Source organism: Amycolatopsis tucumanensis (assembly GCF_021654135.1).
Classification (GTDB): domain Bacteria; phylum Actinomycetota; class Actinomycetes; order Mycobacteriales; family Pseudonocardiaceae; genus Amycolatopsis_E; species Amycolatopsis_E tucumanensis.
In genome coordinates, this window is sequence record NZ_JAKGSD010000020.1 from 48,584 (window position 1) to 68,673 (window position 20,090).

Below are 20,090 nucleotides of genomic sequence, written 5' to 3' on the forward strand. Positions count from 1 at the left end.
CACTCAGATCGGCCGGTTTCCCACCGGCAGCGGCTCGGGTGGCGCCTTGCGCGCCCCCCGGGGCGCTGTTCGCGCCGGCCCCGCGGACCCGGCCATGCGGGCGCAGCCACCCAGGCCCGGTCACCCCGCTGCCGCTGCAGCCGGCACCCCGGCGCGGCTTGCCGTTCGCGGCAGCCGCCGTGCGGAGGGTGCGTGCGCTCCGGGAGCCGCTCGGCCGCGGGCTGACCGCCCGCCCACCCGGGCGTGGCGAACCGCCACCGAACCCCTTCACGCCGAAGCGCCTCCCGCCATCCGGGCGTGCTCGCCCAGCTCCAGCTCGATGAACGCGCCGATCATGGCGCGCCACACCGCCTCGGCGACCTCGGGGGCCAGCCCCGCGGCGGCCGCGCGTTCCCGCGCCGCCGCGACCACCTGCTCCACCCGGCCGGGCGCGCGAACAGCCTGCGAGTCGGCCTTGAACGCGGCCGCCGCGCGCACCAGGGACTGGCGGGTGGCCAGCAGGCCGGTCAGCTCGGCGTCGAGTGCGTCGATGCGGGCGCGGACCTCCGCCAGCGACTTCGGGGCGTCCGTCACCGGGGCCGCCACGGGCTGACGGTGTCCGTCGGGCGCGTCGGGTCGTGGAACTTCGGCTTGTCGGGCTCGTCGCGGCGCAACGGGACCAGGCCGGCCGTGATGGCGCGCATGATCTTCGCGTGCGCGCGCACCCCGGCGCCCGGCCGCTCCGGCTCGATGTCGCTCAGGTCCACCGGCTCGCCGAAGTGCACGCGGTACGTCGGCCGCCGCAGTGGCGCGGTCAGGCCGGACCGGGCCAGCGGCAGCAGGTCCGCGGGACCCGTCACCTTCTCCGTGCCCCAGTACACGGCCTCGTGCGCGCCCCACTGGCTGACCGGCACCACCGGCACCCCGGCGGCGATCGCGAGCCGCGCGGCGCCCGTCTTGCCGCGCTCCGGCCACAGGCCCGGGTCGTGGCTGATCCGGCCCTCCGGGTAGACGATGATCGGGCTCGGCGTCGTCCGCATCTCCTCCACGGCCTGCTTGAACTGCTCCAGCGCGCTCGCCTTGCCGCGGTCGATCCGCATGTGCCCGCTGACCTTCAGCGCGGGCCCGATCACCGGCGCGTCCAGGATCCCGCCCGCCAGCATGAACCGCGGCGCGATGCCGATCCGGCGGCACGCGGCGATCAGCACGAACGGGTCGAAGACGCCGATGTGGTTGGACGCCATCAGGAACGGCCGTCCCCGCAGCTCCGGCGCGATCCGGCCGGTGATCCGCAGCCTGCCGGTCAGCGCGACGAGCCCCTGGTCCACCCGGGTCATGGTCCGCCAGACCGCCGGTGGCCTGCGGCGTGTCTGCCCGGTGTCGTCGGAGTGCAGCGCGAACATGGTCGTCAGCATGGCAGATCACCGGAATGGCGGATCAAGGTCCGCCGGTGAAGGCGAAGTTCCCGCTGTGCCGAGTGTGGCACCTGGGGTTGGTGGGGCCAGGCGGTTACCGTAGAGGCATGGCTAGCGGGGCGGCGACGAGGAGCAGCGGCACGAAGCGGACCGGCGGCAAGGGCAGCACCGCGCGCAGGAGCACGCGCGGCGCGGCCAAGTCGCGGCCCGCGGCCTCGCGCGCCCGCAAACCCGCCCCGAAGAAGAAGGCCGGGACGTTCAGCAAGGCCGTCCGCGGCGGCTGGAACCTGCTGGCCAAGGGCCTCGGCAGCCTGGTGCGCACCGTCGGCCGCGGCCGGGAGCTGGAGCCCGAGCACCGCCGCGACGGGCTCGCCCTCGGCTTGATCGCCCTGGCCCTGATCGTCGCCGCCGGCGTATGGTGGCGCGCGGCCGGACCGGTCGGCGGCTACGTCGAGCTGGCCACCCGCACGATCTTCGGCGCCGGCGCGGTCACCCTGCCGCTGGCGCTGGTGGTCTCCGCCGTGGTGCTGATGCGCACCGAGCCGCAACCGGAAGTCCGCCCGCGCATGGTCATCGGCACCATGCTGGGCGTCCTCGCGCTGCTGGGGCTGCTGCACCTGTTCAACGGCCGCCCGCACGACGCCGAGAACCAGCGCTACGCGGGCGGGATCCTCGGCTTCCTGTCCGGCGACCTGCTCGCCCAGGGCGTGACGGCCTGGGTCGCGGTGCCGCTGCTGTTCCTCGCGCTCGCGTTCGGCCTGCTCGTGTTCACCGCCACCCGCATCCGCGACATCCCGCACCTGGTGCGCACCTGGGGACTGGACCCGGAGGAGCTGGCCGAGGAGGAGGCGCAGCGCGAGGCCCGCGCCGAACGCCGCGACGAGGTCACCGAGGCCGACCCGAAGGCCGTGCGGCTGCGCAAGCCGTCCCGCCGCCGCCAGGCGAGCGGCGCCGATCCGGAGCAGCTGGACATCGACTCCGCGCTGGCCGAACCGCCCACGCCCGCGCGCCCGCCGAAGCCGGTGCCCGCCGCGGTGCCGGAGAAGAAGCCGAAGAAGCCGGAACCGGTCATGGCGGTCACCCGGACCGTCGAGGGCGACTACGAGCTGCCGCCGGCCGACCTGCTGCAGCTGGGCGACGCGCCGAAGACCCGCAGCAAGGCCAACGACGCCATGATCGAGGCGATCACCGGCGTGCTGGAGCAGTTCAACGTCGACGCGCAGGTCACCGGCTTCACCCGTGGCCCGACGGTCACGCGCTACGAGGTCGAGCTCGGCCCGGGCGTGAAGGTCGAGAAGATCACCGCGCTGACCAAGAACATCGCGTACGCGGTGGCCACCGACAACGTCCGCCTGCTCGCGCCGATCCCCGGCAAGTCGGCCGTCGGCATCGAGGTGCCCAACTCCGACCGCGAGATGGTGCGCCTCGGCGACGTGCTGCGCTCGTCCACCGCGGGCAAGGACACCCACCCGATGGTCATCGGGCTCGGCAAGGACATCGAGGGCCACTTCGTCACCGCGAACCTGACGAAGATGCCGCACCTGCTGGTCGCAGGCTCCACCGGTTCCGGTAAGTCGAGCTTCGTCAACTCGATGCTGGTGTCGCTGCTGGCGCGGGCGACGCCCGAAGAGGTGCGGATGATCCTGATCGACCCGAAGATGGTCGAGCTGACGCCGTACGAGGGCATCCCGCACCTGATCACGCCCATCATCACCCAGCCGAAGAAGGCGGCCGCCGCGCTGGCCTGGCTGGTGGAGGAGATGGAGCAGCGCTACCAGGACATGCAGGCCAACCGGGTCCGGCACATCGACGACTTCAACCGCAAGGTCAAGTCGGGGGAGATCACCGCGCCGCCGGGCAGCGAGCGCGTGTACCGGCCGTACCCGTACATCATGGCGATCGTCGACGAGCTGGCCGACCTGATGATGACCGCGCCGCGCGACGTCGAGGACGCGATCGTCCGGATCACGCAGAAGGCCCGCGCCGCCGGGATCCACCTGGTGCTGGCGACGCAGCGCCCGTCGGTCGACGTCGTCACCGGCCTGATCAAGACCAACGTGCCGTCGCGGCTGGCGTTCGCCACGTCGTCGCTGACCGACTCGCGCGTCATCCTGGACCAGCCGGGCGCGGAGAAGCTGATCGGCATGGGCGACGGCCTGTACCTGCCGATGGGGGCCGGCAAGCCGGTCCGCATCCAGGGGGCCTACGTCGGCGACGACGAGATCGCCTCGATCGTGAACTTCACGAAGGAGCAGGCGCAGCCGGAGTACCAGGAGGGTGTCACCGCCGCGAAGGCCGGGGAGAAGAAGGAGATCGACCCGGACATCGGCGACGACCTCGACGTCCTGCTGCAGGCGGCCGAGCTGATCGTCACCTCGCAGTTCGGGTCGACGTCGATGCTGCAGCGCAAGCTGCGGGTCGGCTTCGCCAAGGCCGGGCGGCTGATGGACCTGCTGGAAACGCGCGGCGTGGTGGGCCCGTCGGAGGGCTCGAAGGCCCGTGACGTGCTGGTCAAGCCGGAGGACCTGGAGGGCACGCTGATGCTCATCCGCGGCGGCTCGATGCCCGACGACGACGGCGAGGCGGACTAGGAGCCGCCGAACTGGCGGACCGCCTGGTAGTACGTCCAGGCCGTGCCGTTGCAGCGCCAGTCGCCGTGACAGATGGTCTTCAGGTCGGTGTAGAAGTTGTCGTCGATCTTCTTCCGGTTGGCGCTGGTGAACCGGTCCTGCCGCTTGTAGTTGCGGTAGCCGAAGTCGTGCCGGTGGCAGGCGGGGGAGAAGTCGAACCCGAGCGGCTTGTCCGGCGACCACGAGCAGGTGTCCGACGACCAGTCCAGCTTCGCCGCGTACGGCCGGTCCGTGCGGATCTGCTCGAACCGGCTCAGCGACGTGCCGAAGAGGTAGGTGTCGGTCACCGACCGGACGTCGACCGCCTGCGCGGTGCCCGCGCCGGCGACGAGTGCGGTGGCCAGAGCGGCCGTGGACAGCAGACGACGGGCGGCGGCGCGCATCCGGGGCTCCTCGCTGATCAGGGGGACGACCATGATCAGCTTCCGGCCGAGGGATCACGGCCACCAGCCCCGAAAGGTGGATACCGGGCGAACTTCACCCGGCGGGCGCAACCGCTACAGCTCCAGGAGCATCCGCGTGTTGCCGAGCGTGTTCGGCTTCGCGTAGGGGAGTTCGAGGAACTCGGCCACGCCCGGGTCCACCGAGCGGCGCATCTCCTCGTACACCGAGCTCGGCACCGGTGTGCCGTCGATCTCGGTGAACCCGTGCCGCGCGAAGAAGCTCGTCTCGAAGGTCAGCACGAAGATCCGGCGCAGCCCCAGTTCCCGCGCCAGCGAGATCAGCTGCGCGACCAGCCGGTGCCCGATGCCCTGCCCGCGCATCCGCTTGTCGACCGCGACCGTGCGGATCTCCGCCAGGTCCTCCCACAGGACGTGCAGCGCGCCGCAGCCCACGATGTCACCGTTCTCGCCGCCGATATCCGCGACCCAGAACTCCTGCATGTCCTCGTACAGGGTGACGAGCTCCTTCTCGAGCAACACCCGCCCCGCGTCCGCGTCCACCAACGCCTTGATCTTGCGGACATCCGAGATCCGGGCCCGCCGGATCTCGACGGTAGGGGAAGGATCACCGTGCACCGATCGACCGTATCGGGGCGGGGGCGGGCCTGTCGCGGTGGGTTCGGCCACGCCCGCGCCCGCCAGCTACCCTGAGTGTCGTGTCTTCTGCCGCCACCGAGCCCTCCGGCCGTCGTGTCTCCCTGTTGACCCTGGGCTGCGCCCGCAACGAGGTGGACTCCGAGGAGCTGGCCGGCCGGCTCGCCGAAGGGGGCTGGGAGCTCGCCGACGAACCCGAGGGCAGCGACGTGATCGTCGTGAACACCTGCGGGTTCGTGGAGTCGGCGAAGAAGGACTCGGTCGACACGCTGCTGGCCGCCGCCGACACCGGCGCGAAGGTCGTCGCCGTCGGCTGCATGGCCGAGCGCTACGGCGCCGAGCTGGCCGAGAGCCTGCCGGAGGCCCACGCCGTCCTCGGGTTCGACCACTACAACGACCTCGCGGCCCGCCTGGACGACGTCGCGGCCGGCCGCACCATCGCCTCGCACACCCCGGGCGACCGCCGCAAGCTGCTGCCGATCACCCCGGTCGAGCGCGCCGCGGCCACCGAGGACGTGTCGATCCCCGGCCACGGCTGGGGTCCGCGCGTGCTGCGCAACCGGCTGTCCGACTCGCCGGTGGCGGCGCTGAAGATCGCCTCGGGCTGCGACCGCCGCTGCTCGTTCTGCGCGATCCCGTCGTTCCGCGGCTCGTTCGTCTCGCGCCACCCGGACGAGATCCTCGCCGAGGCCGCCTGGCTGGCCGGCCAGGGCGTCAAGGAGCTGTTCCTGGTCAGCGAGAACTCCACGTCCTACGGCAAGGACCTGAGCCGCGACCTGGGCGGCACCCGCGCGCTGGAGCGGCTGCTGCCCCAGCTGGCCGGGATCGAGGGCATCCAGCGGGTCCGCGTGTCCTACCTGCAGCCCGCCGAGACCCGCCCGGACCTGGTCCGCGCCATCGCGACCACGCCGGGTGTGGCGCCCTACTTCGACATGTCCTTCCAGCACTCCAGCGAGACCGTGCTTCGCCGGATGCGCCGCTTCGGCTCCACCAAGTCGTTCCTCGCGCTGATCCAGCAGATCCGCGAGTACGCGCCGGAGGCGGGCATCCGCAGCAACGTGATCGTCGGCTTCCCGGGCGAGACCGAGGACGACGTCGCCGAGCTGGAGCACTTCCTCACCGAGGCCGGGCTGGACGCGGTCGGCGTGTTCGGCTACTCCGACGAGGACGGCACCGAGGCCGAGACCTACGACGGCAAGATCGACCCCGAGGTGGTCGCCGAGCGCGTCGCGCGGGTCTCCGCGCTGGTCGAGGAGCTGACCGCGCAGCGTGCCGAGGACCGCGTCGGCGAGATCGTCGAGGTGCTGGTGGAGGAGGCCGACGACGAGGAGGTGTCCGGCCGCGCCGCGCACCAGGCGCCCGAGGTCGACGGCGCCTGCATCGTGCTCGACGGCGACGGCCTCGAGGCCGGGCAGATGGTCCGCTGCCGGGTCGTCGGCTCCGAGGGCGTCGACCTGCTCGTCGAGCCGGACACGGGCAGATGAGCGCCGCGGCGGAGGAGTCGGCGCAGGCGGGCGGGGAGGCCGGCCCGCCCCACCGTGAGCCCGAGCCGACCCCGGTCCCCACGCTCAACGTCGCGAACCTGCTGACCCTGTCCCGGATCATCCTGGTCCCGCTGTTCGTGCTGGCGCTGTTCGCAGGCGGCGGCGAGGACACCGGCTGGCGGATCGGCGCGACGGTGCTGTTCGCGATCGCGTCGCTGACCGACCAGGTGGACGGCTGGGTCGCCCGCCGCTACGGGCTGATCACGGACTTCGGCAAGATCGCCGACCCGATCGCGGACAAGGCGCTGATCGGCGCGGCGCTGGTGGGCCTGAGCCTGCTCGGCGAGCTGCCCTGGTGGGTGACCGTGGTGATCGCGGTCCGCGAGATCGGCGTCACCCTGCTGCGGTTCTGGGTGATCCGGCACGGCGTGATCCCGGCCAGCCGCGGCGGCAAGGCCAAGACGATGACCCAGATCCTGGCGATCGTGACCTACCTGCTGCCGCTGCCGGACGGCGCGCTGCCGGTCCAGTGGGCGCTGATGGGCCTCGCGGTGGCGCTCACCGTCGTCACCGGCGCCGACTACGTCGTGCGCGCCGTGCGGCTGCGCGCGGCGGCCCGGGCATGACGTCGGCGCGCCCGGTGGTGGCCGCGCTGGTGCGGCTCGGGCAGACGGTGGCCGCCGCGGAGTCGCTGACCGCCGGCCTGGTCACCGCGACGCTGACCGAGGTGCCCGGCTCCAGCGCGGTCGTGCGCGGCGGGCTGGTGGTCTACGCCACCGACCTCAAGGCGAAGCTCGCCGGGGTGGACCCGGCGCTGCTGGCCGCGCACGGCGCGGTGCACCCGGAGGTGGCGGCGCAGCTCGCGGAGGGCGCGCGGGAGCGCTGCGGCGCGGACTGGGGGCTGGGGCTGACCGGCGTGGCCGGGCCGGACCCGCAGGACGGCGTCGCCCCCGGCACCGTGCACATCGGCCTCGCCGGGCCGGCCGGCCGGGACGTGCGCACCCACTGGTTCGAGGGCGACCGCGCGGCCGTCCGGCGCGCCTCGGTGACGGCCGCGCTCGACCTGCTGGGGGAACATCTCACTTGATCGGGGCGTTCGCCCTGGGCGTATCCCCGTGTCAATCGCTGCGAGGAGGCGCTCGAACTGGGTAACGTGGTCGGTATCAGGAAGGGAGGCGCGCGATGACCGTGCTCCTGCGCGAGGCGATCGGCGACCGGCTCCGGCATGCCCGCACCAACAAGCGTCGCACACTGCGCGACATCTCCCGCGCCGCCAAGGTCAGCCTCGGCTACCTGTCCGAGGTGGAGCGCGGGCAGAAGGAGGCGTCCAGTGAACTGCTGGCGTCCATCTGCGAGGCGCTCGAGCTGCCGCTGGCCGAGCTGCTGAGCAACGTCGCCGCCGACATCTCGGCTCTGGAGAGCGTGGACGTGCCGACGATGCCCGAGACCGCCGAGAGCGAGGGCCGCGTGCGCAAGACGGGTGCGCCGTCCGCCGCGACGGGCCGGCTCGAAAGCGGCCGCCTCATCGACGGCGTGATCGGCAACGACCTGTCGGACCTGCGGGTTTCCGGTCAGCGGGTCGGGCCGTCGCTGCGCACCACCATCCGCGCGCCGAAGATGGTCGCGGCCTGATCACCCGCTGAGAACATCCGACGAGAAGGCCACCGTCCGGGCGCCGCGCGCCCAGGCGGTGGCCTTCGCGCGTCCGGTCCGGGGAGGCCGGTCAGGGTCGTCCCTGAAATCCCCCGGGGTCGCCTGGAACACACGGGCGCGACCTGACACGATGGAACCCACCCCGGGGTCGCGGCGTTGCTCAGACAGGGGAGAGCGACGCCGGGCGACCATCGGCGACACCCAGGCAGGGATCTAGAAGGCAGGCGGAGGAGATGGCCAACCCTTTCGTGAAGTTCTGGAAGTACCTCATGGCGTCGTTCTCGTCGAAGATCGACGAGCACGCCGACCCGAAGGTGCAGATCCAGCAGGCCATCGAGGAGGCGCAGCGCAACCACCAGGCGCTCTCCCAGCAGGCCGCCGCGGTTATCGGTAACCAGCGGCAGCTGGAGATGAAGCTCAACCGCCAGCTCGCCGAGGTCGAGAAGCTGCAGGCGTCGGCGCGGCAGGCGCTGGTGCTGGCCGACGAGGCCCGCGCCAAGGGGGACGAGCAGAAGGCCCAGCAGTACGAGGTGGCCGCGGAGTCGTTCGCCACCCAGCTGGTCACGGCCGAGCAGAGCATCGAGGACCTCAAGACGCTGCACGACCAGGCCCTGCAGGCCGCCGCGCAGGCGAAGCAGGCCGTCGAGCGCAACTCGGCGATGCTGCAGCAGAAGCTGGCCGAGCGCACCAAGCTGCTCTCGCAGCTGGAGCAGGCCAAGATGCAGGAGCAGGTGTCGGCCTCGCTCAACCAGATGTCGCAGCTCACCGCGCCGGGCAACACCCCGTCGCTGGAAGAGGTGCGGGAGAAGATCGAGCGCCGCTACACCACCGCGCTGGGGCAGGCGGAGCTGGCGCAGAACTCGGTGCAGGGCCGCATGCTCGAGGTGCAGCAGGCCACCACGCAGATGGCGGGCAGCTCGCGGCTGGAGCAGATCCGGGCGTCCATGCGGGGCGACTCGGTGGCGCAGGTGACCTCCGGCTCCGGTGAGAAGGCGGCGTCGCCGGCGGCGGACATCCAGCGCGAGATCGAGTCGCGCGTCCAGGCCGAGCAGCAGAAGAACCAGGCCTGAGCGGGTAGGCGATGGCGTCGGGCAGGCGGGACTTCTCGCAGTTCCAGGCGAAACTGGAAAAGCACATCGAGCGCCTGCCCGACTACGCGCAGCGCGCGCAGCAGAAGCTGCAGCGGTACACGGAGCAGGGTTCGTCCGGCTCGGGGACGCGGCCGAAGGTCGTCTCCCAGGCGATGCCGGTGCTCAACGAGGCCCGCGCGAAGTGGGTCGCGTGGAACTCGCCCGAGGCGAAGCTCGCGCGGCGCAAGCAGCGGACCTCGCGGGCGCTGACGCTGTGGATCATGGCTTCGGTGCTGTTCGTGCTGTACGCCGTGATCGGCTGGTTCGGGCTTGCCGGGGCGGGCGGAGTGGCCGAGGCGGCGCCGGGGATCTTCGGCGCGGTCGTGTTCACGACGTTGTCGGTGCGCTCGGCGCTGCGGTTGCGGCAGCTGAACCGGGTCGTGCTGCCGGTCAGCACCACCCCGCCGCCGCTGCCGCCGTCCGGTTCCGCGGCACGCCCCGCGATGCAGCGGCTCGCCGAGTGCGAGTCGACGCTGGCCGACCTGCTGCGGCAGTTGTCGGAGCCCTCGGCGCTCGGCGCGGCGCCGGTGCCGGAGTACTCGGTGGCCGACGCCCGGTCGACGGCCGCCGAGGCCGCGACGGCGCTGCGGGCGCTGGCCCTGCGGATCCAGTCGATCGAGCGAGCACGCGACGCGGCCCCGGCCGGCGAGCGGGCCGCGCTGGACTCGGCGATCGCCACGCTGCGGGAGCAGCTGGACGACGGGGTGGAGAGCTTCGGAGCCCTGGTCGCCGCGGCGGGCCGCGCGGTGGCCGCGAGCAGCCACGGCCTCGCCGACTCGCGCCTCTTCCTGACCGACGCGACCGACCGGCTCGCCGGACTGGCCCTGGCGCTCCGCGAACTCTCCACCTGACTCCGGGCCCCACCGGCTCGCGGCCCACGCGTGCGGGGCGGTGGTGGGCGGGAGTGGCGCGTGCGGCGCGGCGGGTTCCATGTCGGTGGGCGCGAGTCCCGCGCTGCTCGGCGGGAGTTGCACGGTCGGCGCGGCGAGTCCCGTACTGGTCCGCGCGAGTCGCGCGTTCGGCGCGGCGGGTTCCATGTGGTGGACGCCAGCTCCGCGCTCGGCGCGGTGGGTTCCTCGGTGGTGGGCGCGAGTCCCGCGTTCAGCGCGCGGCGGGTTCCATGTAGGTGGCCGGGAGTGGCGCGTGCGGCGCGGCGAGTTCCGCGACCGTCCGCGAGTCCCGCGTGCGGCGCGGTGGGTTCCGCGGTGGTGGCGCGAGTCGCACGTTCAGCGTGGCGGGTTCCATGTAGGTGGCCGGGAGTGGCGCGTGCGGCGCGGCGAGTTCCGCGGTGGTGGACGGGAGTGGCGCGTGCGACGCGGCGGGTTCCACGATCGTCCGCGAGTCCCGCGCGTGACGCGCGAGTCCCGCGTTGGTGGGCGCGAGTCGCACGCTCGGCGCGGCGAGTCCCGTGTTGGTCCGCGCGAGTCGCACACTCAGCGTGGCGAGTCTCATTTGATCGGCGCGGGCGGCACCTTCCTCGGTGCGCACTCCGGCCCGGCGCACGCCATGCCGTGCTCGGCGGGCACGGTGCCACCGGCACCGGCGACCCGAGCCACCCGTCAAGCCGCCGTTCGGGGTGGTGCTGCCTCGAGCGCGCATCGGATTAACGACAAATTGACCATGCCCGTCGCGGCGTAACCGCGGCGGAACATCGCCTCCCTACCGTCGGAGGATGGACAACCCGCCGCTTCCGCCCGAGCCTCCTCCGCCTCCACCGGCGCCGGCCAGTGCGCGGCGTGCCGTGGCCGCCGCCCTCGACCTCATCGCGATCGCCGACCGGCCGGAGCTGTGGGCCACCCTCCGCGCGGACGAGGACGTCCTCGTCGACGCCAAGGCCGTCGACGACCACGGGGGCCTCCCGCTCGCCGGGCTGCTCGCCGCCGTCGAGGACGGTATCTCACCCACCGCGGACCCGGTCCGGCGGCTGGCCGAGGCCGGCGCCGTCGTCCTCGGCACCGCCCGCGGCGGAGCGGACGCCGCCGAGCTGGTGGCACTCGGGCTGATCGGCCTCGCCCTCACCACGCAGGCGCCCCAGCGACCGGACGTCGTCTGCCTCACCCCGACCGCCGGGCTGCTCCCCGCGGCAGGCGCCGTCGTCGCCGGCACCCTCGCCGACGGCTGCCGAGCCCTGACCGCCCTCACCGATCCCGGCGCCTGGCCCGCCGACGTCCGCCTCGCCGCCGGAGAACGCCCCCGGCTCACCGTCTCGACCAAGCACCGGACCACGCTGCGCCACGCCGTGGGGGAACTGCTCGTCGCCGGGGCCGAAGTGACCACAATGGACACCGCCACCTCGATGGTCCCCCTCGGGCAGCGCACCGAGACGTCCGACGGCCCGGAGGTCAGCGCACACGGCGTGCGCTTCCGCGGCCGCCCCTTCGACGACCAGGTGCTCATCGACCTTGCCGCCCTGCTCACCGGCGAACAGCTGAAGAACCCTTACCCCGCAACGGGAACCGCGCTCGTCGTGTTCGGCGCGCACCTGCGCGGGCAACCACGCAACGCCGAGCTGCGCGACCTCGGCGCCCGCTTCACCGGCGAGGTCCGCACCGCGCCCCGCTACCGGATGCTCGCCCTCGACGGCCAAGCCGGCGTGCACCCGGGCGACGACGGCGCGGCACTGCGAGGCGAACGCTGGCTGCTCGCCCCGGGCAGCCTCGCGCGGTTCCGGGCCGCGCTGCCGCCGCCGATGACGCTCGGCCCGGTCGAACTGGACGACGGCGAAACCGCCACCGCCCTGCTCAGCCACCCGGCACCGGCCCCCGACATCACGGAGTTCGGGGACTGGCGGGCCTACCTGCGTCATCGGACCGCGAACCGGCCAGGGCTCGGTTGATGCCGCGCACCAGCCCGGGCCCGTGCAGGGCGAACCCGGTGTAGAGCTGGATCAGGCTCGCCCCGGCGTCCAGCATCCGCCGCGCGTCGTCGCCGGTCGAGATCCCGCCCACGCCGATGATCGGCACCGTACCCTCGGTGTGCCGGTGCACGAACTCCACGACCTCCCGCGCCCGCTCGGTGAGCGGCCTGCCGGACAGCCCGCCGGTCTCCGCGCCCACCGCGGCTTCGTCCGCGGCCAGCCCGTCCCGGCCCAGCGTGGTGTTGGTCGCGATGATCCCGGACACGCCGTGCTCGTCGCACACCTCGAGCAGCTCGGCGAGCGCGTCGTCGGTCAGGTCGGGCGCGACCTTGACCAGCAGCGGCGTCGCCGGCTTCCCGGCCGCCGCGGCCAGCTCCTCACCGGTGCGGCCCAGCTCCGCGAGCAGCTCGGCCAGCGCCTCCCGGTCCTGCAGCGCCCTCAACCCGGGCGTGTTGGGGGAGCTGACGTTGATCGCGAAGTAGTCCGCCCACGGGTACAGCGCCCGCAACGACTCCTGGTAGTCGGCTACCGCCTCCTCCAGCGGGGTCGCTTTGGACTTGCCGATCGACACGCCCAGCGGGATGTCCGGCTTCCCCTTGGCGGCCAGCCGCTGCGCCAGCGCGGCCGCGCCGGAGTTGTTGAACCCCATGCGGTTGATCACCGCGTCGCTGTGCGGCAGCGTGAACAGCCGCGGCTTCGGGTTGCCCGGCTGCGCGAGCCGCGTGACGGTGCCCACTTCGACGAACCCGAACCCGAGCGCGGGCCACGCCGCCAGGGCGCGCCCGTCCTTGTCCATCCCGGCGGCCAGGCCGACCCGGTTGGCGAACCGCAGCCCGAACAACGTCACCGGGTCCGAGACGGCGAACCGGCGCCGCGCCGCGGCCAGCGCGGGCGGGACGTCGGCGAGCCGGGACAGCACGCGGAGGGTGCGTTCGTGCACCTTCTCGGGGTCGTTGTCGTTGAGCCGGTAGAGCGCGGGACGGATCAGCCTGTCGAAGAGCACGTCCCCATCTTCGCTCAGCGCCGTTTCCACTCCGACGACAGCATGGCGTAGACGAGCTCGTCGGTCCACTCACCCTTGACGAGCTCGTTCTCCCGCAGGTGCGCCTCGCGCCGCATGCCCAGTCCCTCCATCAGGGACGCCGAGGCCACGTTGCGGCTGTCGCAGCGGCCGTGGATGCGGTGCAGGCCCAGTTCGTCGAACCCGAGCCGGAACAGCTCGGTGGCCGCCTCGGCGGCGTAGCCCTTGCCGTGGTGCTGGGGGTGGAACACGACCCCGATCTCGCCGCTGGCGTGCTCGCGGCTGGTCCACCACAGGGTGAGGTCGCCGATCAGCTCACCGGTGTCGATCAGCTCGACGGCGATGGCCAGGTACTCGCCGGGCTCGGTCAGCGTCGAGCGGGCGATCTTGTCCTCGAGGACGGCCGCGGTCTCGGCGCGGGTGCGCGGTTCCCAGTAGAGGTACCGCGTGACGTCCGGGCGGGACTGGAAGGAGTGCAGCGCGTTCAGATCCGCCTTGGTGAACGGGCGGAGGATCAGCCGTGCGGTCTTCAGCGGGTACGCGGGCTGCAGCACCGGCGAAGGATAGCGCGCCCCGGACGATCTTCGGGGGCGTTTCCCGGAGAATTAGGGGATTGGGGGGAACCCCCGGCGCGACTCCCGACCGTCGTCAGCCGTTCGGGCCCGAGCCGGACCAGTGCTCGGAAACGCCGGGGGGCGGTGGCTGTCTGGTATTCACCAGCAGTCCAGGGTGTGGCATCCGCTAGCGGACAGCCACCTCACGAGTCCCGTTGCTACACAACTTTGGACCACCTCCTTTCCCGTGTACCAGCAACGCTAGGCGTGCCGGTGCCCCTGCGGCAACTGCATTTCCGGGCCGGCGGGCGTGGCCGTTCTCACCCGCGCGGAGGGGAATTTTCCGCCCGCCCCCGCGCCGCGCACTGGATCGATCCATGCCGGAATGCCGGGTTTCGGGCCTCCCCGGCAGGTGTACCCGATCGGGTGACCGGGGGGCTGGTTCGCACCAACGGGAGAGAATGCGATGTCCACGTCCGTGGTCGTTCTGATCGTCGTCGTCGCGATCGTGGTGATCCTCGGGATCGCCCTGCTGGCCCGCGCCCAGATGCGGCGCAGGCGCCTGCAGGAGAGGTTCGGGCCCGAGTACGAGCGGGCCGTCGAGGGCGGCAAGAGCAAGCGGGCCGCCGAGCGCGACCTGGCCGAGCGGGAGAAGCGGCACAGCGAGCTGGACATCCGGCCGCTGCCGGACACCGCCCGCCAGCGCTACCGCCAGCAGTGGTCGCTGGTGCAGCAGCAGTTCGTCGACCGGCCCGGCGCGGCCATCCTGGAGGCCGACCGCCTGCTCACCTCGCTGATGGCCGAGCGCGGCTACCCGACCGAGGGCTACGAGCAGCAGCACCGGGACCTGTCCGTCGAGCACGCCGACACGATCGAGCACTACCGCCGCGCCCACGACATCACGCAGGGGCACCAGCGGACCGAGGCGTCCACCGAGGACCTGCGCAAGGCGATGGTCCACTACCGGCAGGTGTTCGAGGACCTGCTCGGCGACGCCGACGTCCGCCCCGGGCAGGAGGGGGACCGCCACCATGCGCGCTGAGGACCGCACCGCCGACGGCCTGAGCACCGACGACCTGGTGGCGCCTCGTCAGCAGGAGCCGCGGCGGGAAACCCCAGGCGCACAGCAGGATCCGGCGCCTCAGGGATCACCCGCGCAGCCGATGGCCGAACAGCCGGCCGGGCGCACCATGCCGGCCGAGGCCGCGGCGAGCCAGGGCGTGACCGAGGAACCGGCCGGCAGGCAGGCCGACGGCGAGGAGCGCGTCGAGCTGTTCCGCCCCGAGCAGGTCAGCGAGTTCCGCGACCGCTGGCGCGAGGTGCAGACCTCGTTCGTCGACGATCCACAGCGGACGCTGCGGGACGCCGACCAGCTGGTGGCCGAGGTCATGCAGGCGCTCGCGCAGACCTTCGCCGACCACAAGCACGGGCTGGAGGCCCAGTGGCAGCGCGGTGAGGCCGCCACCGAGGACCTGCGGCTGGCGCTGCGGCGCTACCGGACGTTCTTCAACGAGCTGCTGCGCAGCTGAGGCGAGGGCCCGCGCTGGCAGCGCGGGCAGAACCAGGTGGGGCGCGCCTGGACGTCGTGGGGGTCCCGGCCCTGGTCTTCGACCCGGAGCCGGCCCCCGCACCGGAAGCAGCCCTGCCTGGTTCGCTCGTACACCCAGTTCCGTCGGCCGCGGGCGAGGTCGCCGGTGGTGCTCTGCTCGTGCCGCCAGGCGTTGGCCAGCAACAGCTTCCGCGCCAGCCGGACCACCTTCGCCGCGTCCAATTCGGACACCGGTGTCCACGGCGTCACGCCGAGCAGGAAGCAGATCTCGCACTTGTAGAGGTTGCCCACACCCGCCATCACGCGCTGGTCGAGCAACGCGAGCCCGAGCTCCCGGCCCGGTTCACGCGTCAGCGCCGCGACCGCGCGGGCCTCGTGCTCGTCGCTCCACTGTGGATCGAGCAGGTCCGGCCCGAGGTGACCGACCAGGCGGGACTCCTCTGCGGTGGGCAGCAGTTCCAGGTCGTGCACGCGGAACCCGACGACCTGCACGCCCCCGGCCTCCAGCACCACCCGCGCGTGGTGCGCCGGGTGCCGCCAGCGGGAACCGGGCCGGGTGATCTCCCACGAGCCGTCCATCTTCAGGTGGCTGTGCAGGCTCAGGTCCGGCGAGAAGCGGAAGAACAGGTGCTTGCCCACCGTCCGCACACCGAGCACCGTCGAGCCGGCCAGGTCGGTGGTGGCCAGCGCCGGGTGCCGGAAGTCGGTGCGCGTCAGCACGCGGCCGGCGAGGGCCTTCTCGACCTTCTTGCCGGCCAGGAAGACCGTGTCACCTTCGGGCATCGTCCGCGGTCCGCGCGATCCGGGGGATCGGGCCGGTGCTCTCGGCGGGCGGCTCCCGGTCGATGCGGTGCCGCCCGGCCCGGTTCGAGCGCAGGATCTTGGCCAGCACCATGTTGAAGGTCAGCGCGACCTCCTGGGCGCCGGGGGAGTGCCACTCGTGGATGGGGCTGCACGCGCCCTGCGCCTGCTGCACCGCGAGCCGGTCCGGGATCGCCGTGGGCATCACCAGGCCGCCGAAGGACTCGCGCAGTTCGGCGATGCGGAACTGGTGCTCGTGCGAGCGCGGCCGCAGCCGGTTCACCAGCACCCCGGCCGCCTTGAGGTCCGGGTTGTGCTCGTCGCGGATCCGCTCGATCGCCTCCAGCGCGCGCTGCGCGCCGCTGACTGCGTACATCGTCGGCTCGGTGACCAGGATCGCGCTGTCGGCGGCGACCAGGGCCGACTTCGTCAGCCGCCCGAGCGAGGGCGGGCAGTCCAGGATCGCCAGCTCGTACGGGCGGCCGCGCAGAGGGCGCTCGTGCAGCTCGTCCAGCGCCAGGGAGAGGTTGCCGACCTTGTCGTCGTCCGGCCCCGGCTCGTTGAGCAGTTCGAGTTCCTCCGCCCCGACCAGCACGTCCACCTCGGGGCTCCACGCGCTCGGCGCCACGGCCTGCCGCAGCACGTCGCGGACCGGGGTGGCGAGCACGTCGGCCAGCGTGGCCTCGGTGTAGGGCGGGTCGAGGGTGGCGGTGGCGTTGCCCTGCGGGTCGAGATCGGCCACCAGCGTGCGCGCTCCCCTACGGAGCGCAGCCGAGGCGATGCCCAGCGCGACCGTGGTTTTGCCGACACCACCCTTGAGGCTGAGTACGGCGACCGTGTGCACGGGGTCGAGCGTAGCCGGAGTGCCACGGCGAGCGCCCGGACCGGGCTCACTACGCTGTCCGCCATGCGAACGGACACCGGGACAGCACGCGGCTCCGGCACGGTCTGGCGGGCACTGCGGGCCGAGCTCGACCGGGCGCGGGAACGAGGCACCAGCGAACCGGCCGTCGTCGACGTCGGCGGCGGCAGCGGGGTCTGGGCGGTGCCGCTGGCCGCCGAGGGCTGCCGGGTGACGGTGGTCGAGCCGAGCCCGAACGCGCTGGCGACCCTGCGGCGGCGCGCCGAGGAGGCCGGCGTCGGCGGGGCGATCACCGTCGTCGCCGACGACACCGACGCGCTCGCCGCTCGGATCCCGGCCGGCTCCGCCGACCTGGTGCTGGCGCACGGGCTGCTCGAGGTCGTCGACGACCCCGCCGCGGTGGCCGGCGCGCTGGCCGGGATCGTCGCGCCGGGCGGCGCGGTGTCCGTGCTGGCCGCCAACCGGCACGCCGCGGCGCTGCACCGCGCCCTGGGCGGCCGGGTGCGCGAGGCGCACGTGCTGCTGACCAGTTCCGACGGCGTGCTCGCGGACGACGGGGAGACGCTGCTGCGCCGCTTCGACGCCGACGGCCTGCGCGGCCTGCTGGCGGGCGCGGGCCTGCGCGTCGAGCTGATCCAGGGCGACGGCGTGGTGTCGGACGTGCTGGGGGAGGTCGAGTCGGAGCAGTACACCGCCGACGACCTCGCCGACTTCGAGGCCGCCGCGGGCGCGATCCCGCCGCTGCGCGACCTCGCCAGCCGCCTGCACCTGCTCGCCCGGCTCTGACCGGAATTGTCGGACCCCCTGCGTAGGCTCGTCCGCGATGGGTAGGAACGCGGCCCTGCCGGCCGGATACGAGCGGTTCCGGGTGAGCGCGGGGCACACGCCGGACGACACGGGCTGCGGGCTGCTGCACGTCGACATGGACGCGTTCTTCGCGGCCGTGGAGCTGCGCACGCGGCCGGAGCTGGTGGACAAGCCGGTGATCGTGGCGGGCGCCGGCCCGCGGTCGGTGGTGACGTCGGCGAACTACCCGGCGCGCGAGTACGGCGTGCGGGCGGCCATGCCGGTCGCGGTGGCGCGCCGGCTGTGCCCGCACGGGGTGTTCCTGCCGCCCACGCACGGGCTCTACGGCGAGGTGTCCAAGGGCGTGATGGCGATCTTCCGCGAGCTGACGCCGCTCGTGGAGCCGCTGAGCCTGGACGAGGCGTTCCTGGACGTCAGCGGCGCACTGCGGCGGCTGGGGGAGACGCCGGCGGGCATCGCCGCGCTGATCCGCCGCCGCGTCCGGGCCGAGCACGGCATCACCTGCTCGGTCGGGGTCGCGTCGGTGAAGTTCGTGGCGAAACTGGCCTCGGGCATGGCGAAGCCGGACGGCGTGGTGGTGGTGCCGGCCGGGCAGACCCTGTCGTTCCTGCACCCGCTGCCGATCTCCGCGCTGTGGGGCGTGGGGAAGAAGACCGAGGAGAACCTGCGGCGCCTCGGGCTGGCCACGATCGCCGACATCGCGGCGGCGCCTCTGCCGCGGCTGCGCAAGGCGGTCGGCAACGCCGCGGCCGAGCACCTGCACGCGCTGGCGCACGGGCGCGACGAGCGCGGCGTGGTGGTCGACTCGCCGGAGAAGTCGCTGGGCGCCGAGCACACCTTCGACACCGACCAGCGCGACCCGCGGGTGCTGGAGCGCGAGCTGCTGCGGCTGTCCGAGCGCGTCGCGGAGAGCCTGCGGCGGCGCGGGCTGCGCGGCCGCACCGTGTCGATCAAGGTGCGGTTCGCCGACTTCCGCACGATCACGCGGGCGCGGACTCTGCCCGCGGCCACCGACGTGGCGCGGGTGATCCACTCGACGGCCGTGGGGCTGCTGGGGGAAGCGGTCGCCGGGGCCGATGTCCGCCTGCTCGGGGTGCGGGTGGAGGGGCTGACCGGCGAGGCCGAGCCGGAGCAGCTGACCTTCGACCAGCCCGCGCCGCGGTGGCGGGACGCGGAGGTGGCGGCGGACGTGGCGCGGTCGAAGTTCGGCTCTGCCGCTGTGCGTCCGGCGTCACTGCTCGTGCCCGACCCCGACCCACCTCGGGGGGAACCCTGAGCCGTGTGAAACGTTGAGCAGAGGGACGACGACAGCCCAGCAAGACCACCAGCGCCCAGGCCGGCGGGGAGATTTGAGCCAAACGGGGCACAGGTTGGAGCGGGATCGGGTAGTCCTGATCGCGAAGGACTCGTATCCTGGAGAGTGACACCACTAGGGGTGTCTGTTGGGTCCAGGACGTTGCGCGGCCCGGCGCCCGCGACAGCTGTGCCGGAGGAGGAAAGATGCCACTCTCCGAGCATGAGCAGCGGCTGCTCGACCAGATCGAGCGCGAGCTCTATGCCGAGGACCCCAAGTTCGCGTCTACGGTGCGCGGTGCCCGGTTCCGCCGGCCCGCCCGCCGCCGCCGAATCCAGGGGATCGCGCTGTTCGTCGTCGGGGTCGCTCTGCTCGTACTGGGTGTGATGGTGCGGGCTCTGTGGGTCGCCGACGTGCCGTTGATGAGCGTGTTCGGTTTCGTCGTGATGTTCGCGGGCGTTCTGCTCGCGGTCATGTCCGGACGTGGTGGGGGCGACGGCAAACAGGGCGGCGCCAAGGCCGCCAAGGCCAAGAGCTCCTTCACGCAGCGGATGGAAGAGCGGTTCCGCCAGCGCTTCGAAGAGCAGTAGTTCTTCTCCGCGAGGTGCCTACGCCCGTCCGGGCGTAGGCACCTTCGCATGGTCGCCCTCGGCGGAGCAGAGGTGGCTCCGGGCGCGTCGAGGCCGGCCCCAGCGGCGTGGCAGCGCCGAAGCGCGCCCGCTCAGGACTTCGCGCCGGTGCTGGTCCGAACAGTGACCCTTTCAGGCCCCGCTCAGGTTCCCTTGCGGGTGCTGGCCCGGACCGTGAGCCGCCAAGCCCCGTTCTCCGGCGCGTCGGCGCCGAGGTGGCTCTGAGCGCTGGCGGGTCTTCCGGGGCGTGGCGGGAGCAGCGCTCAAGACTTCGTGTGGGTGGTGGCCCGGGCCGTGAGCCTTCAGGGCCCGTTCTCCGGCGCGTCGGCGTCGAGGTGGCTCTGAGCGCTGGCGGGTCTTCCGGGGCGTGGCGGGAGCAGCGCTCAAG

General features: G+C 73.1%; 22 protein-coding genes. 13 read left to right on the plus strand and 9 right to left on the minus strand.

Annotation, left to right across the window (positions count from 1 at the left end):
• Positions 1-267: 267 nt before the first annotated feature.
• On the minus strand, positions 268-585 hold the full coding sequence (locus L2C96_RS20700; protein WP_020422100.1) for a chorismate mutase: 318 nt from the start codon (positions 583-585) through the stop codon (positions 268-270).
• Positions 570-1,394, minus strand: coding sequence for a lysophospholipid acyltransferase family protein (locus L2C96_RS20705; RefSeq protein WP_020422101.1), 825 nt, complete (start codon positions 1,392-1,394; stop codon positions 570-572). The genes L2C96_RS20700 and L2C96_RS20705 overlap by 16 nt, the downstream gene beginning before the upstream one ends.
• 107 nt (positions 1,395-1,501) lie before the next feature.
• Between L2C96_RS20705 and L2C96_RS20710 the strand changes: the two genes are divergently transcribed.
• Positions 1,502-3,985, plus strand: a complete 2,484-nt coding sequence (locus tag L2C96_RS20710; RefSeq protein WP_237337402.1) for a DNA translocase FtsK — start codon at positions 1,502-1,504, stop codon at positions 3,983-3,985.
• Here the strand turns inward: L2C96_RS20710 and L2C96_RS20715 are convergent.
• Both L2C96_RS20715 and L2C96_RS20720 read right to left on the minus strand, forming a co-directional pair.
• Positions 3,982-4,407, minus strand: a complete 426-nt coding sequence (locus L2C96_RS20715; RefSeq protein ID WP_237337451.1) for a phospholipase — start codon at positions 4,405-4,407, stop codon at positions 3,982-3,984. The genes L2C96_RS20710 and L2C96_RS20715 overlap by 4 nt on opposite strands.
• Positions 4,408-4,521: 114 nt before the next feature.
• Positions 4,522-5,043 (minus strand): amino-acid N-acetyltransferase, encoded by a 522-nt coding sequence (locus tag L2C96_RS20720; protein ID WP_020422104.1) that lies wholly within the window; start codon positions 5,041-5,043, stop codon positions 4,522-4,524.
• An 80-nt stretch (positions 5,044-5,123) separates the two neighbouring features.
• On the opposite strand from L2C96_RS20720, the gene rimO reads away from it, so the two are divergent.
• From rimO to pspM, 6 genes are all read left to right on the plus strand, one after another.
• The gene (gene rimO / locus L2C96_RS20725) at positions 5,124-6,545 is read left to right on the plus strand and encodes a 30S ribosomal protein S12 methylthiotransferase RimO (RefSeq protein ID WP_237337403.1); all 1,422 of its coding nucleotides are present in this window, start codon (positions 5,124-5,126) and stop codon (positions 6,543-6,545) included.
• Positions 6,542-7,171, plus strand: coding sequence for a CDP-diacylglycerol--glycerol-3-phosphate 3-phosphatidyltransferase (gene pgsA, locus L2C96_RS20730; protein WP_027930904.1), 630 nt, complete (start codon positions 6,542-6,544; stop codon positions 7,169-7,171). Before rimO ends, pgsA begins: the two co-directional genes overlap by 4 nt.
• A complete protein-coding gene (locus tag L2C96_RS20735; RefSeq protein WP_027936477.1) occupies positions 7,168-7,632 on the plus strand; it encodes a CinA family protein in 465 nt (154 codons plus the stop codon). Before pgsA ends, L2C96_RS20735 begins: the two co-directional genes overlap by 4 nt.
• A 95-nt stretch (positions 7,633-7,727) precedes the next feature.
• Entirely contained in the window at positions 7,728-8,177 is a 450-nt protein-coding gene (locus L2C96_RS20740; RefSeq protein WP_237337404.1) for a helix-turn-helix domain-containing protein, read from the plus strand.
• Between the two features lie 254 nt (positions 8,178-8,431).
• Positions 8,432-9,268, plus strand: a complete 837-nt coding sequence (locus tag L2C96_RS20745) for a PspA/IM30 family protein (protein ID WP_237337405.1) — start codon at positions 8,432-8,434, stop codon at positions 9,266-9,268.
• 11 nt (positions 9,269-9,279) lie between these two features.
• Positions 9,280-10,179 carry a phage shock envelope stress response protein PspM gene (pspM, locus tag L2C96_RS20750; RefSeq protein WP_237337406.1) on the plus strand — a complete coding sequence of 300 codons (900 nt, stop codon included), beginning with the start codon at positions 9,280-9,282 and terminating at the stop codon, positions 10,177-10,179.
• 250 nt (positions 10,180-10,429) lie between these two features.
• On the opposite strand, the gene L2C96_RS20755 is transcribed toward pspM, so the two are convergent.
• Entirely contained in the window at positions 10,430-10,759 is a 330-nt protein-coding gene (locus L2C96_RS20755; RefSeq protein ID WP_237337407.1) for a hypothetical protein, read from the minus strand.
• Between the two features lie 241 nt (positions 10,760-11,000).
• Between L2C96_RS20755 and L2C96_RS20760 the strand changes: the two genes are divergently transcribed.
• On the plus strand, positions 11,001-12,164 hold the full coding sequence (locus L2C96_RS20760; RefSeq protein ID WP_237337408.1) for an allophanate hydrolase-related protein: 1,164 nt from the start codon (positions 11,001-11,003) through the stop codon (positions 12,162-12,164).
• On the opposite strand, the gene L2C96_RS20765 is transcribed toward L2C96_RS20760, so the two are convergent.
• Both L2C96_RS20765 and L2C96_RS20770 read right to left on the minus strand, forming a co-directional pair.
• Positions 12,097-13,188 carry a quinone-dependent dihydroorotate dehydrogenase gene (locus tag L2C96_RS20765; protein WP_237337409.1) on the minus strand — a complete coding sequence of 364 codons (1,092 nt, stop codon included), beginning with the start codon at positions 13,186-13,188 and terminating at the stop codon, positions 12,097-12,099. The genes L2C96_RS20760 and L2C96_RS20765 overlap by 68 nt on opposite strands.
• A gap of 14 nt (positions 13,189-13,202) precedes the next feature.
• Positions 13,203-13,760: a GNAT family N-acetyltransferase gene (locus L2C96_RS20770; protein WP_020423354.1), complete on the minus strand. Its 558-nt coding sequence runs from the start codon at positions 13,758-13,760 to the stop codon at positions 13,203-13,205.
• A gap of 466 nt (positions 13,761-14,226) precedes the next feature.
• On the opposite strand from L2C96_RS20770, the gene L2C96_RS20775 reads away from it, so the two are divergent.
• Both L2C96_RS20775 and L2C96_RS20780 read left to right on the plus strand, forming a co-directional pair.
• The gene (locus L2C96_RS20775; RefSeq protein ID WP_020423355.1) at positions 14,227-14,802 is read left to right on the plus strand and encodes a hypothetical protein; all 576 of its coding nucleotides are present in this window, start codon (positions 14,227-14,229) and stop codon (positions 14,800-14,802) included.
• Entirely contained in the window at positions 14,792-15,289 is a 498-nt protein-coding gene (locus L2C96_RS20780) for a hypothetical protein (RefSeq protein WP_020423356.1), read from the plus strand. Before L2C96_RS20775 ends, L2C96_RS20780 begins: the two co-directional genes overlap by 11 nt.
• Here the strand turns inward: L2C96_RS20780 and L2C96_RS20785 are convergent.
• Together L2C96_RS20785 and L2C96_RS20790 are read right to left on the minus strand one after the other, a co-directional pair.
• Entirely contained in the window at positions 15,253-16,092 is an 840-nt protein-coding gene (locus L2C96_RS20785) for a DNA-formamidopyrimidine glycosylase family protein (protein WP_237337410.1), read from the minus strand. The two genes, L2C96_RS20780 and L2C96_RS20785, sit on opposite strands and share 37 nt — an antisense overlap.
• On the minus strand, positions 16,079-16,954 hold the full coding sequence (locus L2C96_RS20790; RefSeq protein WP_237337411.1) for a ParA family protein: 876 nt from the start codon (positions 16,952-16,954) through the stop codon (positions 16,079-16,081). The genes L2C96_RS20785 and L2C96_RS20790 overlap by 14 nt, the downstream gene beginning before the upstream one ends.
• A 63-nt stretch (positions 16,955-17,017) precedes the next feature.
• Between L2C96_RS20790 and L2C96_RS20795 the strand changes: the two genes are divergently transcribed.
• The 3 genes from L2C96_RS20795 (at position 17,018) to L2C96_RS20805 (ending at position 19,663) form a co-directional block, all read left to right on the plus strand.
• Positions 17,018-17,758, plus strand: a complete 741-nt coding sequence (locus L2C96_RS20795; RefSeq protein WP_020423359.1) for a class I SAM-dependent methyltransferase — start codon at positions 17,018-17,020, stop codon at positions 17,756-17,758.
• Between the two features lie 37 nt (positions 17,759-17,795).
• Positions 17,796-19,055 carry a DNA polymerase IV gene (dinB, locus tag L2C96_RS20800; RefSeq protein WP_237337412.1) on the plus strand — a complete coding sequence of 420 codons (1,260 nt, stop codon included), beginning with the start codon at positions 17,796-17,798 and terminating at the stop codon, positions 19,053-19,055.
• 224 nt (positions 19,056-19,279) lie between these two features.
• Positions 19,280-19,663: an SCO2097 family morphological protein gene (locus L2C96_RS20805; protein WP_020423361.1), complete on the plus strand. Its 384-nt coding sequence runs from the start codon at positions 19,280-19,282 to the stop codon at positions 19,661-19,663.
• Positions 19,664-20,090 lie beyond the last annotated feature (427 nt).